The organism is Acidimicrobium ferrooxidans DSM 10331, assembly GCF_000023265.1.
GTDB lineage: Bacteria > Actinomycetota > Acidimicrobiia > Acidimicrobiales > Acidimicrobiaceae > Acidimicrobium > Acidimicrobium ferrooxidans.
The window spans coordinates 60,358-75,142 of the sequence record NC_013124.1 but is presented as its reverse complement, the minus strand read 5'-3'; the positions used below and the strand labels follow the sequence as shown (position 1 = coordinate 75,142).

Here is a 14,785-nt window from a genome sequence, read left to right as displayed (position 1 = left end):
CATGCGAGACGAGCAGCACGAGCTCACGGCGTTCGTCTTTGCCGGAGGCGGTGGAAGGGGCGCATGCCACGTCGGCATGCTACGAGCCTTGTTCGAAGCAGGGGTGAGACCCGATCTCGTCGTTGGCGCATCGGTCGGCGCCCTGAACGGCGTGATCGTTGCAGCCGACCCGACGTCGCGCAGTGTCGAGCGCCTCGAGAGCATCTGGCAGTCGCTGAGAGCCGCGCGCCTGTTCCCGGCGACCAAGCTCGTGACACTCCTCCGGTACGCGACGCGCCGGGCGAGCGTCTTCCCCGCCGAACCGCTCATGACCTTTATCGCAGCCCACGTGCCGGTCGTCGACCTCGCCGATACCACGGTGCCGATGGAACTCGTCTTGGCTGACCCGCGCACCGGCGAAGCACGATGGGAGCGTCAAGGTCCCGCCGTCGCCCTGCTCTACGGCAGTGCCGCGATCCCTGGCGTCCTGCCGCCACTCGTTCACGATGGACGCGAATGGGTCGACGGTGGTGTCCTCCACGACACCCCGGTCGCAAGGGCCGCCGATCTCGGTGCGACGCGCATCGTCGTGCTCCTGACGGGCACGCTCGCCGATCCGCTCCCTGTCCACGAGCGCCCTCTCGAGGCCCTGGTGCGCTCGATCACGCTCACCAAGCGAGCACAGCTCGCCACTGAGCTCGCGTGGGCACGAGAACGTGCCGAGGTGATCGTGCTGGAGTGCCCGGCCGCCAACGCCCTCGATGCCCTCGACTTCTCTCAGACATCGACGCTCATCGAGTCGGGCTATCGGACGGCGGTGCGGACCCTCGCCGCCTCACTGGAAGGCACGCCCGCACGAGAAGCCGCACGCTGAACGAGACGGAGGCAGCGGCTGCTGCACGACCGGCCAGCCGTTGCCACCTCTCGGGTACCCACGTCGAGGGCCGTCCCGGCGTCCCTCGATGCGCGCCTTCGCGAAGCCGTGGTCGGGCGCCTCTGCCGTCTGGACGCACGCCGCCTCGGCGGTACCTCCCCGGAGCCGATAGCACAACCTTCGTCCTCGGAAGCCGGACCCCCCAGCTGCTGGTCAAGACCACGATCGTGAAGCGACCGGTCTCGAGGCCGCTGTTGCACTCTGCACCGCCCGCATTCCGAGTGCCAGAACCGCTCGACGCCGCCAACGGCGACGGAACCGGCGTCCACGGCAGTTCCACAGAGTCGAACCGCGCCATCTCGACGACCGGGGACCACGAGCGGCGACGGTCCGCGAGAGGCCGCGTCCGTTGCGTAAGCATCGCAAGGGGCGTCTTCGTGCGGGTCCGACCACGTGGCTGGGCCGAAGCACGGGTGGCCACCTGTCGCTACGGCCCATCCGTCCCAGTGCAGACGCCACCGACATCACGACCCATCCGTAGCGTCGCGGGACACCCGCCACGTGGCCGGACCTGGTCCATCGACACTCGATGGCGTCGTCTCCGAGGCCGAGCGAGGGGCCGGATCCTTAGACGGGATCGACCGAGACGATGCGGAGCGTGCCCGCGCTCGGAACCTCGGTCACGGTCAGCGGGTTGCCGCCCAAGGTAACCGTGACGGCGACGGAGAGAACGCGATCCCCTAGGACGACCTCACGTACGCTCACTGGTGTCCCGGACGTATACGGAGCCAGAAGGAGCCCCGTGCGCACGGTCCCGGCCGCGACGACGAGGGAAGTCCAGCGCGCGTCCTGCGCGAGGCCCACCCGGGCGGCTGACAAGCTGGCCAATGCCTCGGCCTCCCACGCCATGGGAGCACGACTGTCTCGCCACCTTACTGACGCTGCGCCCAGGATGGTGAGCGTCCCGCCAAGCCACCCCGAGGCGAAGAGGTTCGGGGGCTGGGGGACACCGGCTGGGAGGCTTGGCGTCACGCCTGTGCTCGCCAGCGTGAGTCGATCGCCCCGGGTGATCGCCACCAACCGCGCCGTGACGATGAGCCGATCAGGGGTCAGGAACAGTGCGTCGCTCGGCCAACAACTGTCGAGGGCGAGCCCACGCGGACCTGGCGGCGGAATGAGTTGGCCAGGGTGCAGAACCAAGCGATCTGCAACGGTAAAGACGTAGGTCCGGCAACCCTGTGCGTAGAGCACGGCGGCCCCCCTCCGCAACGTTGCGTTCGACGCGAAGTAGCTCACGTCGTGAGCTGCCAGCACCGAGACGCCCAGTTCACCTGGCAACGGTGTGGAGGGATCATGGCCGACCGCCCACGCGAGGGTCGCTTGGGCCAGTCCTTGGGCAACCGGCGCAACGACGCCTACGGAAGGGATGGCCAACACGCCGATCGCTCCCGCTGGTACGGCGTCACACTCAGACCGCACGACGCGTCGAATCGACACCGTCCCGCGCGCCTCGGCGTGCTGCAGCCACGTCACCGGCCACACGATGCCTGCGGTGCCAAGCCCCGCGAGCACAAAGCCGAGGCTCGCCACAGCGAACCGCCGTCGCGACCTCGGGTGACGCGTGACGAATCGACGCCCTCGATGCTGCCCCAGTCCCGCACGTTCCAGCACCGCGACCATCTTCGCCAATCAAGCACGCGACCGCCCGGACCGTGCTCGCAGGAGACTCACACCCAACGTCTCCGATCCAGTTCCGCGGGTCGGCGCTAACGGCGCACTAACGGCACCGTGCGCGTCAGGCCTCGCGCCAAGGACAAGGGGTCACCGGTCGGCCCCGGGGACGACACGATCACGCCGCGCTCGGCGACATCGCGACACGCCCCTGCCAAGGGGTAGTCACGGGGCAGCGTCCGCGCGAGGAGAGCGAAGGCCCAGAGACGAGACAACGCCCCGCCAGCGCCGAGGACGACCGACAGCGCTCAGCACCTCGCCAAGACTCAGCTCACCAGGTCGGCAAGCCGTGCGCGCCAGTATGCGAGCCCATCGTTGGCGAGGAGCCGACGCGCACGCTCGAGCGGTGTCGAGGCACGTCGCGGGTCGGCCAGCATCAACAGCCGTGCGAGGAGTAGGTCGACCGGACCGAGGCTGACGCACACCGACCAGTGCACCGTCCCTCGGTAGGGCGCAAGGAGTGCCACCAAGCGCTGCGCCATCTCGACGTCGCGGACGTCGCCAGCGACCCACGCGTACTGCACGGCACGCGCGAGCCACGTGATGTCGGTGCGCACAGGATCCTCGAGCTCGGCGACACCGCGCGCGAGGAGCTCGCGCGCACGGCCTTGATCACCGAGCGCGACCGCGATTCTCGCCTCGGCAGCGTCCCACACCGTCCACTCGTGCTGGACCCGACGAAACTCTGCGACGGCGTCCGCGAGCTCGCCAAGCCGTCCCTCGGCCTCGCGCACCATCATCAGCTGGGCCCCGTAGACCGCCGCAGCGCCTTCGCGGAGAATCTCGGCCCGGACCGTGACCAGCGCCTGCTCAGCGGCTGCCTCGGCATCGCGAAGCCTCCCCGCCATGAGCCGACGTCCTGCCTCACGGATCTCCACCTCCCAGCGCACCTGGTCGTCGAGAGCTGCGGCGCACAGCCGGGCAGCCTGGAGTTCGAGGTCGGCCTCGTCGAGATGACCGAGCTCCACCAGCGCGTCGTGCGCCAGTAGATGGCCGCGAGCAACGCCCTCGATGTCATGAGTCGACCTCGCAAGCGCGAGGATGCGGCGAGCGCTGGCGAGGCGATGGGCTGGGTGGGCTGCCTCGAGGCTGCCGAGGTGCGCTCGCGTCAAGGTCGCCAGTGCGAGGGCGTCGGCACCCTGGCCGCCGCGACGGTCGAGGGCCGCGACCGCACGCCTCGCCAGCGCTCGCCGATCCCTGGCCGACGCCGTCCAGACCCGCGACAGGGCAAGCGCAGACGCCAAGGAGGCGATGTGCTCCGGTCGACGGGCTCGCTCGAGAGCGGCCTGCAACCGCGTGGTGATGGCGGGATCCTCTCGACCCACGAGGGTCGGGATGAGCGCCGCGGTGACGATCTCGGCAGCCGTCGCTGCCGCAGCGATCCGACGCAGAACCACGGCACGCTCCAAGAGCTCGACCACGGCGTCTCGGAGCCGTGGATCGCCGAGGGCACTCAAGCACTCCACTCGCAGCACGAGGGCATCCAGGTCATCGGCTCCACCGTCCGACCGCTCCACCCGCCAAGCGTCGAGTGCACTGAGTGCATCCTCGTACGCGCCGAGGCTGGCGGCTTCGCGCGCCGCCGAGAGACGGGCCTTGGCGAGTCGCTCGGGCGACACTACGGGGGCCGCTCGAGCGAGGTGGTGGACGAGGGTGTGCGACGACGTACCTCCCTTGGCAAGCGCCTCGGCCGCTCGGGCGTGCAAGCGGACCTTCTCATCGGTCCCTGCCTGCGCGAGGACGTCCTCACGGAGGAGGTCGTGTCGTAGCACGACGGAACCCCCCTGCGAGAGGCCGAGGACGCCCGCAGCCTGCGCCTCCTGCAGCGCGGCGACATCGTCAGTGTCGGCAACGTCGAACACGACGGACGCGGGCGTTGCGCGACCGAGCACGGCCGCAGCTCGGACGATCCGTCGTGCGGGTGGGGAGAGGCGATCGACGTCGAGGCGCGCGAGACCGCTGCGACCTCGGGCTCCGGGATTCACGACGAGCTCAGCGAGTTCCCACACTCTCTCGGGATTGCCCCCGCTCGCGAGCCAGACTTCCGCAGCGACTCGTGCGGCGTCATGTCCGGTCGAGCCGAGGAGGTCGGCGACGGCGTCGAGCGCCAGTGGTCCGAGTTCGATGGTCCGAGCGCCCCACGAGACCAATGACCCGATGCTCGGTGGCAGCGCCGATCCCGTCGAGCGTGCGGCGCCAACGACGAGAACACCCTCAGGGGGGCCATCGACGGCGAGATCGGCCAGGATGGCTGTCGTCGTCGCCGAGGCCCAGTGGAGATCGTCCAAGACGACCAGCGTCGGGCGCTCAGAGCCGACTGCCGCCCACCATCCGCGAACTGCCTGCGAGAGTCGAAGGCGTCGGCTCCGCGGTGCGAGACGAACGTTGTCCGAGCCGCTTCCGAGCAGGGTTTCGAGGTCCGCTCCGAGCGGTCCGAGGTTGCAAGGCACGCCGACCCGCGCACAGCGAGTCTGATAGGCGCGCAGTGCCTCGACGATCGCCGCGAGCTCATGCGAAGGCGGATCCGACTCGCGCCCGTAGAGCACCCTGCCTCCTCGACTCACGACGACCGCACCGAGCTCGCCGAGCAAGGCTGTCTTGCCGATGCCTGCGGGACCGACCACGACGGACGCGAGCCCCTCGCCGCGCTCGACCCTGCCCCACAACACGCCGAGGTGAGCGAGTTCGGTCGTCCGACCAACGACACGGTGACGGGACCTCATGGCCTCGGGCAGGGAGTGGGGCTCGTCGGCGCCTCGCGCTTGCCCACCTTGCGCAGCAATGAGACGCGCGTAGCTTGCGGCGAGTGCGGGGCTCGGAGAAACGCCGAGGCCCGATGCGAGGGCGGCGCGTAGACGGGCGTAGAGCGCGAGCCCGCGAGCCACTGCACCCAATGTCTCCGCGGCCATGAGCCCGACTTGGCACAGGGGCTGGTTGGTGGGGTCGAGGCCGAGCGCACCCTCGACAGTCTCAAGGGCACTCGAGCAGTCGCCGAGTGCTGCCGCGCTGCGTGCGAGCACCTCGAGGTTCCGTATGCGCTCCGCCGTGACGCCACCGCGCAGGTCACGGACGGCCTCGTCATCGAGCCCAGGCAGCACACCCTCGGCGAGGATCGACTCGACATCCTCAGCTCGCGCGCGTGCCGTCACGAAGTCGCCCGCCTCCCAGGCCGCACGTCCATCCCGCGCGGCGTCCCTCGCAAACCAGAGGTCGACGTCGACCTCACCATCGCCAGTATCGAGCACGAAGATGGGGCCGGAACGCTGCACGAGCCCCCGTGGTGCGCCAACTCGCGAGAACGCGTCGCGAAGCTCATGGACGAGGACGCGCAGCGCGCCGCGCCAGCTCGGTGGACGTACGGAAGGCCAGAGAAGCGTCGCGGCCTCCTCGACGCTGAGGACGCCTCCTGCGGCTGCGAGCCCGACGAGGAACTTGGCCCGCTGACCTCCGACCGCGATGGATCCGAGACTGGTCTCTACGCGCGGCTGTCCGAGGACACGCACCTTCACCCGCGGACCACCCGTCCGTCGCCCTGTTGCGCTGCGCCCGTACGCCCCCATGGGCTGACGCACGGTCACCTCCGGATCGCTGGCATCGTCGTGCCGCATCGGTGGAACACTGTCCCATTCACCGTGCGTCGTGCGCAGCGGTCCGCGTCCCGTGCTTCCGATCTGCGAACACCCAAGTCGCCACCTGTGCACCCTCCGCCGCCCTGCATCACCCCCAGGACGGACTGTAGCAAGTCGGTGACCTGCTAGAAGGCCCGATCGGTCACTGCTCGGTCGACGAGCTTCCCGATGCTCGACGGACTCGGAGATCCACTGGGGACCCTCGGCGATCACGGCCCGCGAGCGCTCGAGGATGCCGCGACATCGAAGGCGCAGGCCGGGCTGACGATCTCCGTCCCCGCCCCAGCGGCGAGCGTGGTGCGAGCGTACGGGACGTGCTCACGTTCGGGCGCATCGACTCGTTCGATGACTCCGCGGTGAGTGCGCGTCTCCGACACCGGACAGGTCCGCTCACGAGCTCGTCACCCGGGAGCCGGTGCTCGAGACATGGGCGAGACCGCCGGCTCCGGCACGACGTTACGCGCTCAGCCACAACGACGAAGCCCTCGAGTTCCCTCAACCCCTTGATAGAGAGGCTTCGGCTGTACGAACCAGACTGAGCTCTCGGTCGGATGCTGGAGCCACCACGGCCGAACCGCGAGACGACCGGCTGAGTCCCTGCTGCCGCTTACACGGCCTCGCGCGTGTTGCGGCGGCGACGGATCTGGACCGCTGCCAGCGTCGACCCTGTTCCGACGCCGAACCCGGAGAGAGCCCACCACCACGGGGACGCGAAGGGTTCTCCGGTCGAGGCGGTCGGGACCGTCACTGCCGAACTCGCCGTCACCGGCCGCACTGCTTGCGTCGAGGTCGAGCTGGTCGTTCCCGGGCTCGTCGGAGACGTGCTCGTGCTGGTGGACGACGCGGTGGTCGTACTCGAGCTCGACGACGAGCCAGCGGGCGGCGTGCTGGAACTCTGCGCCGACGTCGATGGGGAGGGGGACGTCACCGTCACCGAGAGGGTGTTCGACGCCATTGCCACCGTCGGTGACCCCAGGTACATGGCAGAGAGGACCTGCGTGCCGCCGGTCCTGGGGAAGGTGAGTGTCACGGTCGCCAGTCCGTTGGCGTCCACGGTCGCGGTGGATGATGTGTCGCCCAGCTGGACCAGCAGCGTCCCACCGTCGACCGGGCTCCCGTTCGCCGTCACGAGGATGGTGTACGACGCGGACGACCCCGCTGCCACGCTCGTCGGTCCGAGGATCGTGATCGCGGGCACGTCCTGCACCACCACCAACGTGGTGTCGGCATAGGCGGGCGCGACGTCGGAGCCGCTCGACGGCGTGTACGTAGCGACGATCTCGTCGGTGCCGACGGGCAGGTTCGAGGTGACGAGCTGCGCCGTATGGCCCGAGGTCACCGGCGCTGTGCCGAGCCGCTTGGTCTTCCTGCCCTGGATCAGACTGAAGGTGACGGACCCACGCGCCTGGCCATGCACGGTGGCGGTGAGCGTCTCCGCAGAACCGAAGGACGACGATGTCGGTGAGGCCGCGAGGTCGAGCCGTACCGGTGTCGTCACCACGATCGTGCTCGACGCCGAGGAGGCATCGTGGGTGGGATCCCCCGAGTAGCTCGCGGTGACGACGTGCACGCCAGCCGGAAGGCTGATGCCGGTGAGGATCGCCTGGCCCGAGCTCGAGAGCGTGGACGTGCCAAGTCTCGTCGTCGTGCCGGCGCTGTCCGTCGCCGAGAAGGTCACGCTCCCGGTCGGCGGAAGGCCGGGTGCGGCCTGGGACTGGTTCGTCACCGTCGCCACGAGCGTCTCTGGCTGGCGGGCGACCGGCGAGGACGGCTGCACCGAGAGGTTCGTGGTCGTGGGGTCGAGCGAGAGGTCGACGTTCACAGAGCCGGTGAGGTCGACACCTTGCCAGGCGCCCGAACCCGTGAACGTAACGGGCAACGCCCGGGGACCGTAGGCCCGGCTCGCACCCAGCAGCGTCGCCGCTTCCTCGACCGGGATCGTGAAGCTCCCGGAACCCTGGTCGACGACGAAGCAGCCAAGCGTCACTCCTCCGGACGGACCCTCGATGCACGCCGTGCCGGTCGCTGCACCGAGCGACCCGCCCCCGGCCACGGTGGCGGTGACGGCCACGTCATTGCCGAAGTACGCAGGGTACGGGGTGCTCGAGGCGAACAGCGCCAGCGCGTTCGAGACATCGATCGAGCTCGTGGTCGAGGAGGCATCGTGGGTGGGATCCCCCGAGTAACTCGCGGTGATGGTGTCCGCACCCGCTGGCAGCTCCAGGCCCGAGAGCGTGGCCTGGCCCGAACCGTCGACCGACGCCGTACCGAGTTTCGTCGTCGTGCCGGCGCTGTCCGTCGCCGAGAAGGTCACGCTCCCGGTCGGCGGAAGGCCGGGTGCGGCCTGGGACTGGTTCGTCACCGTCGCCGTGAGCGTCACTGGCTGGCCGACGACCGGCGAGGACGGCTGTAGCGAGAGGCTCGTGGTCGTGGGGTCGATGGACAGGTCGACACCGACGGAACCTGTCGCGCCGACCCCCTGCCAGGCCCCCGAACCGATGAAGTAGACCGGCAGGGTCAATGTCCCGTACGGAACGCTCTCGCCCTCCGCCTCGAGTACCGCCGCCACCTGATCCACCGACTCTTGAACGGTTCCAGCCCCGTCGGAGATCGGGACCTCGGCAACGGGGATGAATTCCGTCTGATCGGTCTTGCCCGGGGCTTCAATGAAGGCTTCCCCAGTCACCGGGCTTGACGACCCGCTCCCCGACACGTGAACCGCAAAACTGACGGTGTCCCCTGCATAGGCAGGGCTCGGCGAACTGGTGGCGCTCAGCGTGGCGCTCAGCGCGGGGGGCGGTGGAGAGGTGGACCAACTCAGCGTCACGTAGCCGTTGCCGTTGTTGGTCGCAGACACGGTGACGCCGCTACCCGTGGTCGAACTCCCGGAGCCGCCGCCACCACCGCCGCCACCACCAATCTGTCCTGCGCTGCCGCCGTCACCGCCGTCGAGGCCACCACCACCGCCGCCGCCACCACCGGACTCATGTCCCGCTACGTCGTCGTATCCACCGGTCCCACCAGCACTGCTGCCGGCAGCACCGATTTGGCCCCCACTACCTGCTCCGTCGCCCCCTCCGGGGCCACCAGAGGCATTGGCGCCACCCGCGCCGCCGTCGTAACCCGCGGCCGCACCAGCGCCGCCACCACCACCGCCGCCCGCTGCGACGACGAGCGCAGCGTTACTACTGTCGAGGATGGCGCTCGCCGCTCCACCACCGCCGCCACCACCGCCAGAATTGAAGAGGTCGCAATTGCCGTCGCCGCCCGAGCCACCGCTGAAGCTCGAATCCGGGTTCGATCCGCCGGCACCTCCGACATAGAGGCTGAAGGGACCACCACAACTCTGCTGATTGGAACTCGCGTTCGCACCAGAAGACCCCACTTCGATGATCAGCTGCTCTCCGGGCGTCACCGTCAGCGTGCCGGTGACGACCGAACCGTCGCCACCCGAGCCACCTAACTCGCCTGCGAGCGCTGCGTAACCTGCTCCTCCTGCCCCACCAGCCACGGTGTAGTCAAGCTGTGTGACCCCCATCGGCACAGTAAAGGTCTGTTGACTCCCGGTGTAGTAGAACGTCTCACTCGACGAGTTCGAACCCGCGAGCGCCGCATGGGTCAACGGCACCGACAGACCTGCGCCAACCAGCCCGAGTCCTGCTCCGATACTTGCCAGCTTCTTCACGACCGGCACACCCGCCCACCTGCGCATGAGCCCCCCTTCCCTCGATCGGTCCTCGGGACTCAAGTCCTACCTCGCTCGCCAGCGGCTCACCTGGACGAGCGTTAGCCAGGCGTTAGCAGGAGTATCCTCGCCGCCGCCACGTTCGTGCAGCTGATGCCTCGCCCTTGACCAACCCGTGACACTCCTCACCACCTCGACGCGCAGACGGACAGGGCCTTCGCTGGGTCGTCGCCGATCGGAGAGCGCTGTCGATGCCGCGACCCAGGGAATGCTCTCCGTGAACCGATGACGCCACGTGGCAGGTGAGACCTCACCCCACGTCACTTGGACTGACCCCACATGCCTCATCACCAACTCCGCTACGCCTCTCATCCGTAGTTGGGGCGTTTCGACCACTTCGGCGGTGCAGACGGATCGGAACGAGCGACGAAGGATCGCCGATACCAACGGCATCACGGCTCGTAGGTCGCAAGGACCGTCGATCGATGCGGATTCACTCGTCGCATCTGCCCACGGGATCACCATGCGTTCAACCTCGACACCGCCGTCGCTGCGGCGGTGCGCATCTGGAAGCATGACCTTCCGCAGCCAACTCACCACTCTGAGCGACCATTTCACGGCCATATGCCGCGCCGATCCGACTGATTTGATGACAATCATTGCGACTGTTCACCAATCTGTTTCGAGTTGTTCATGGATCACGTGCAGAGGCCACAAGCGCATCCCATGCACCAGTGCCCGACTTTCATTGCCACATCGTTGCGAGATCTGCCTGGAGTTCCATCCCCTCTGAGCTGGCTCTACACTACGTCAGCGGACGACCTGGGGATCGAGGAGTTCTCAATGACGATCGGGGATTGGCTCTACCTGACTGGCGCTGTAATCGTGCTAACAGCCTCGCTCTCCGCTGTTGCACTTGCAGCATTCGGGTGGGAAGACCCACAGCTTCGACGTCAGCTATCCTTCCAAATCAGCGCCGACAGTTTGACGACCCTGCCGACGATGGCTGTGCTCATACCAGCCCGCCATGAGGAGACGGTCCTCGGGGCGACCCTCGAGCGCCTCGCGCGACAACCGTACGACGCGCTGCGGATCATCGCCATCGTCGGCCACGATGATCAGGCCACCCATGCGGTCGCGGAACGTGCTGCCTCGGCGCACCCCGATCGCATCGAGGTCGTCGTCGACCACCACTGGCCTAAATCGAAACCTGCAGCCCTCATCACTGGGATGGAGGCGGCGGGGAGCGCCGAGCTCATCGCCATTGTCGACGCGGAGGATGACGTCGCAGAAGGCTTCTTTGCGCTTGCAGCCGCCGAGTTCGCCATGCGTCCCGGTCTCGACGTGCTTCAGGGAGGCGTCCTCCTCGTCAACCTGTCCAGCTCGTGGTTCGCAACCCGATCCGCGGTCGAGTACTACCTGTGGTACTCGAGCCGCCTTCCGTGGCAAGCCCGCCACGGCGTCGTACCGCTCGGTGGGAACACGTGCGTCTTTCGCTCCCATACCCTGCACGAGGTCGGCCTCTGGGACCCCAACGCGCTCACCGAGGATGCCGACATGGGAATTCGACTCGCCACCTGCGGCGCTCAGATCGCAGTCCGCTTTGAGGAGGCACTCGCCACGCAGGAGGAGACACCCCTTAGCCTGCGCGCTTTCGTTCGCCAGCGCACCCGATGGGACCAGGGCTTCATCCAGGTGCTCCGCAAGGGCTCTTGGCGCAAACTCCCCTGGCGGAGAAGGGCACTTGCGCTCTTCACATTGGCGGCACCGTTCCAGCAAGCCCTCACGGGCGTGCTGATCCCGGTCGCAATGCTCGCCTGGGGCTTGACACGTCGACTCCCCGTCGACCTCGTCCTCTTCGCCTTCCTATCTCTCTTCGCGGAGCTCGGCGCCCTCAGCTTCGAGGTCATCGCCGCAGCTCGCTTGCGTCGCCTACGCGGTGAGCGGCCACGCATCCGAGATGCGCTCTCCCTCGTCCTCGGTCTCATCCCCTACCAGCTCGTGCTCGTGACCGCCCTGCTCGTAGCGCTGGTGCGCGAGCTCCGCGGTGAGCGCGGTTGGGCAAAGACGGAGCATGTCGGCGCACACCGTCGCTTGTCAACTCCTGACGAGGTCCTGAGCGAACAGCAGGTGGCGTAGCCGTGGTTGAGACTCTCGTCCGAACGCATGAGGTTCCGGAAGCCCCGGATTCGACACAGACCGCGGCTCGGGGCACCTGGTCGGTGGCGGGCAACACGCTCGCCTGGGGAACCGCTGCCATCGTCGCTCTCGTTCACGTCGCGGGCGCCGCACACAACCCGACCCCGATGCTCGACGAGGGTACCTATGCCGCGGAGGCGTGGGCTCTGCTGCACCTCGGGCGGCTTGCCCCTTACACGTACTGGTACGATCATCCACCGCTCGCGTGGATCCTCCTTGCCGGCATGTGGTGGCTCCTTGCCCATGTCCTGCCCCAGGGCCTCGACGCCGTCGCCCAGCTCCGCTTCGCGATGTGGATCTGGTCGCTCGTCGCGCTCGGCGCGCTGGTCGGAGCGGCGAAGAGGCTCCGCTGGCACCCTGGTGCTGCCGCCATAGCCGTCATCCTCTGGGGCCTGTCCCCGCTTGCCATCACGCTCGAGCGCCTCGTCGAACTCGACAACGTCGCGATGGCTCTGGTTCTCGTCGCGATCTGGTCGCTCTCGGATCCAAGGCGCCGCTTGCACGCCGTCGTGATCGCTGGCATCGCGTTCGGCGCAGCGATCCTGTCCGTGGAGACGGCCCTCCTCTGGACTCCCACCGTGCTCTGGCTCCTCGCTCGGCGCTACCGCGATGAACGGCGCTCGGTCGCAATGTGGACCTTTCTCCTCGTCACCGGGAGTATCGGGAGCCTGTACCTGCTCTACGCCACGCTCAAGGGAGCACTCCTCCCCGGACCCGGTCACGTGAGTTTGCTCGGGAGCGCAGCGTGGCAAGTCTTCGAGCGTGCGGGCAGCGGCTTCATCCTCCGCCACGGCACGGCCGCCTGGGGCCTGCTCCAGGGGTGGCTTCACCTCGACCCGGTTCTCGTCCTCCTGGTGCCGGCCGCGTGCATCGGCGTCATCGCTCGACGAACGCGCCCCTTCGGGATCGCTGCGCTCGTCTACACTGCCATGGCCTTCCGTCCTGGGTATCTCCCCTCGACCTACCCAGTCGAGGCGTTCCCAGCGGTTGCACTGGTCGGTGGCGGGCTCTTCGACTCCCTCCTCAGCCAGAGTGTCTCCTGGCGACGCCTGGCTCGAACCGCCCTTGGTGTGCTCGTCACCACACTCACGCTGCTGTTAGGTTTCGCCTGGTCCGCCCGGGACGCGGAGACGTTGCTCGCCCCTCGAGACCAGGCCCAGCTTGCCGCAGAGGCCTGGCTACGCGCCCATGGCGACCGTTCCGCCCCCATCCTCGTCGCCGATACGATGTGGGTCGACGTCGTCGACATGGGTTGGCACCCCTACCAGGCCGTGGTGTGGTATTGGAAGATCACGACGGACCCGGAGGTCGAACGTCGCTACCTGAGGTGCCCCAGATTTCGTAGACACCCAGGTTACTTCACGCGAGCCTCCTCCGCGACGAGGTGCTCGAAGACGACTGGGGCAAGGTAGCCGATCTTCGAGCAGCTGCGCTGGTGGTTGTAGAACTGGATGTAGCTCTGTATGCCGCGGCGCAGCTCGGCGAGGTCGCCAAAGGCGTGGCGGTAGAAGAACTCGTGTTTGAAGATCGACCAGAAGGACTCCGCGCTCGCGTGGTCGTAGCAGGTGCCGGTTCGCCCCATGGAGCGCGTGATCCCGTGTCGGGCACAGAAGGCCACAACTCGATGGTCGCTGAACTGACTCCCTCGGTCGGTGTGCCAGATGACCCCCTGCGCGTGGGACCCACGCACCGCGACGGCCTGGCCGAGGGCCTCGAGCACGAGCGTGGTCTCCATGCGCTCCGCGACGCTCCATCCGAGCACCCGCCGCGAGTGCTCGTCGCGCACCACACACAGGTATGCCATCGCGCCGGCGAGAGCGAGGTAGGTGATGTCCGAGGTCCAGAGGGCGTGCAGGCGCCCCGGGTCGAACTTCCTGGCAACGAGGTCTGGTGGGTAGATCGCCTTCGGATCGGCGTGGGTGGTCGCTGGGCGGAACCTCCTGGGGCTGATACCGGCGATGCCGCGCCTGGCCATCGCTGCTGCCACCGTGTTGTGGCTCGTCACCACGCCAGCGGCGAGGAGTGCCGCCGTGATCCGTCGTGCGCCGTAGGTGCCAGAGGATGCCTGGTGGACCGCGACCACTCGGTTCTCGAGGTCGCGTCTTGCACATGCCCGACGCGACGGTGCTACCTGGGTGCGTCGCCATCGGTAGTAGCCAGCCCGGGAGACCTCGAGTAAGCGTGCCATCCGTTTGATCTCGAAGCGAGCGTACTCCGCCTCCATCAGCGCGAATCTCTCTTGCTTGGTGGCTTCGCGGCGAAGTACGCGGCTGCTTTTCCCAGGAACTCGTTGTCCTTGCGCAGCTCCTCGAGCTCCCTGCGCAGCCTGATGAGCTCGGTGCGCTCCTGCGCCGTGAGGGGCGGGCTGCCAGTGGCGTTTGCTGCTTCGATCCGCCTGCGCTCCTCCCGCACCCATCGATAGAGGTTGTGCTCCCCGATCGCGAGCTCACGGGCCACCTCTGGGACGCTCCGGCCGCTGTCGATGACCCGGTGGGCCGCCTCGGTCCGGTACTCCAGGGTGAACTTCCTTCTCGACGTCCCCATCGACCTCCCCTTCCCTCTGCCATGGTACGTGTGACTTACGACGTGTCAACGGAATCTGGGGCGGCTCAACCCTCAGGGCTGGAAGGCGATGCACCTCATTGTCGTGACTCCTCAGATGCGCGCGGTGCAGACACAGTTACCGTT

The 14,785-nt window shown here is 68.0% G+C and carries 8 protein-coding genes; 3 read left to right on the top strand and 5 right to left on the bottom strand.

All coding sequences use genetic code 11. From position 1 onward, the window contains the following. Position 1 precedes the first annotated feature (1 nt). On the top strand, positions 2–853 hold the full coding sequence (locus tag AFER_RS00365) for a patatin-like phospholipase family protein (protein WP_012784164.1): 852 nt from the start codon (positions 2–4) through the stop codon (positions 851–853). Between the two features lie 627 nt (positions 854–1,480). On the opposite strand, the gene AFER_RS00360 is transcribed toward AFER_RS00365, so the two are convergent. From AFER_RS00360 to AFER_RS12735, 3 genes are all read right to left on the bottom strand, one after another. Further along, positions 1,481–2,533, bottom strand: a complete 1,053-nt coding sequence (locus AFER_RS00360) for a class D sortase (RefSeq protein WP_041661593.1) — start codon at positions 2,531–2,533, stop codon at positions 1,481–1,483. Positions 2,534–2,850: 317 nt separating this feature from the next. Next, a complete protein-coding gene (locus AFER_RS00355) occupies positions 2,851–6,192 on the bottom strand; it encodes an ATP-binding protein (RefSeq protein WP_041661592.1) in 3,342 nt (1,113 codons plus the stop codon). Positions 6,193–6,820: 628 nt separating this feature from the next. After that, a complete protein-coding gene (locus AFER_RS12735) occupies positions 6,821–9,925 on the bottom strand; it encodes an Ig-like domain-containing protein (RefSeq protein ID WP_012784161.1) in 3,105 nt (1,034 codons plus the stop codon). Between the two features lie 975 nt (positions 9,926–10,900). On the opposite strand from AFER_RS12735, the gene AFER_RS00340 reads away from it, so the two are divergent. Together AFER_RS00340 and AFER_RS00335 are read left to right on the top strand one after the other, a co-directional pair. Next, the gene (locus AFER_RS00340; protein WP_171788923.1) at positions 10,901–12,037 is read left to right on the top strand and encodes a glycosyltransferase; all 1,137 of its coding nucleotides are present in this window, start codon (positions 10,901–10,903) and stop codon (positions 12,035–12,037) included. Positions 12,038–12,039: 2 nt separating this feature from the next. Continuing rightward, positions 12,040–13,509, top strand: coding sequence for an ArnT family glycosyltransferase (locus AFER_RS00335; RefSeq protein WP_012784159.1), 1,470 nt, complete (start codon positions 12,040–12,042; stop codon positions 13,507–13,509). Here the strand turns inward: AFER_RS00335 and AFER_RS00330 are convergent. Both AFER_RS00330 and AFER_RS00325 read right to left on the bottom strand, forming a co-directional pair. After that, positions 13,452–14,321, bottom strand: coding sequence for an IS3 family transposase (locus tag AFER_RS00330; protein WP_012784158.1), 870 nt, complete (start codon positions 14,319–14,321; stop codon positions 13,452–13,454). The two genes, AFER_RS00335 and AFER_RS00330, sit on opposite strands and share 58 nt — an antisense overlap. Beyond that, on the bottom strand, positions 14,321–14,641 hold the full coding sequence (locus AFER_RS00325) for a transposase (protein ID WP_012784157.1): 321 nt from the start codon (positions 14,639–14,641) through the stop codon (positions 14,321–14,323). The genes AFER_RS00330 and AFER_RS00325 overlap by 1 nt, the downstream gene beginning before the upstream one ends. Positions 14,642–14,785 lie beyond the last annotated feature (144 nt).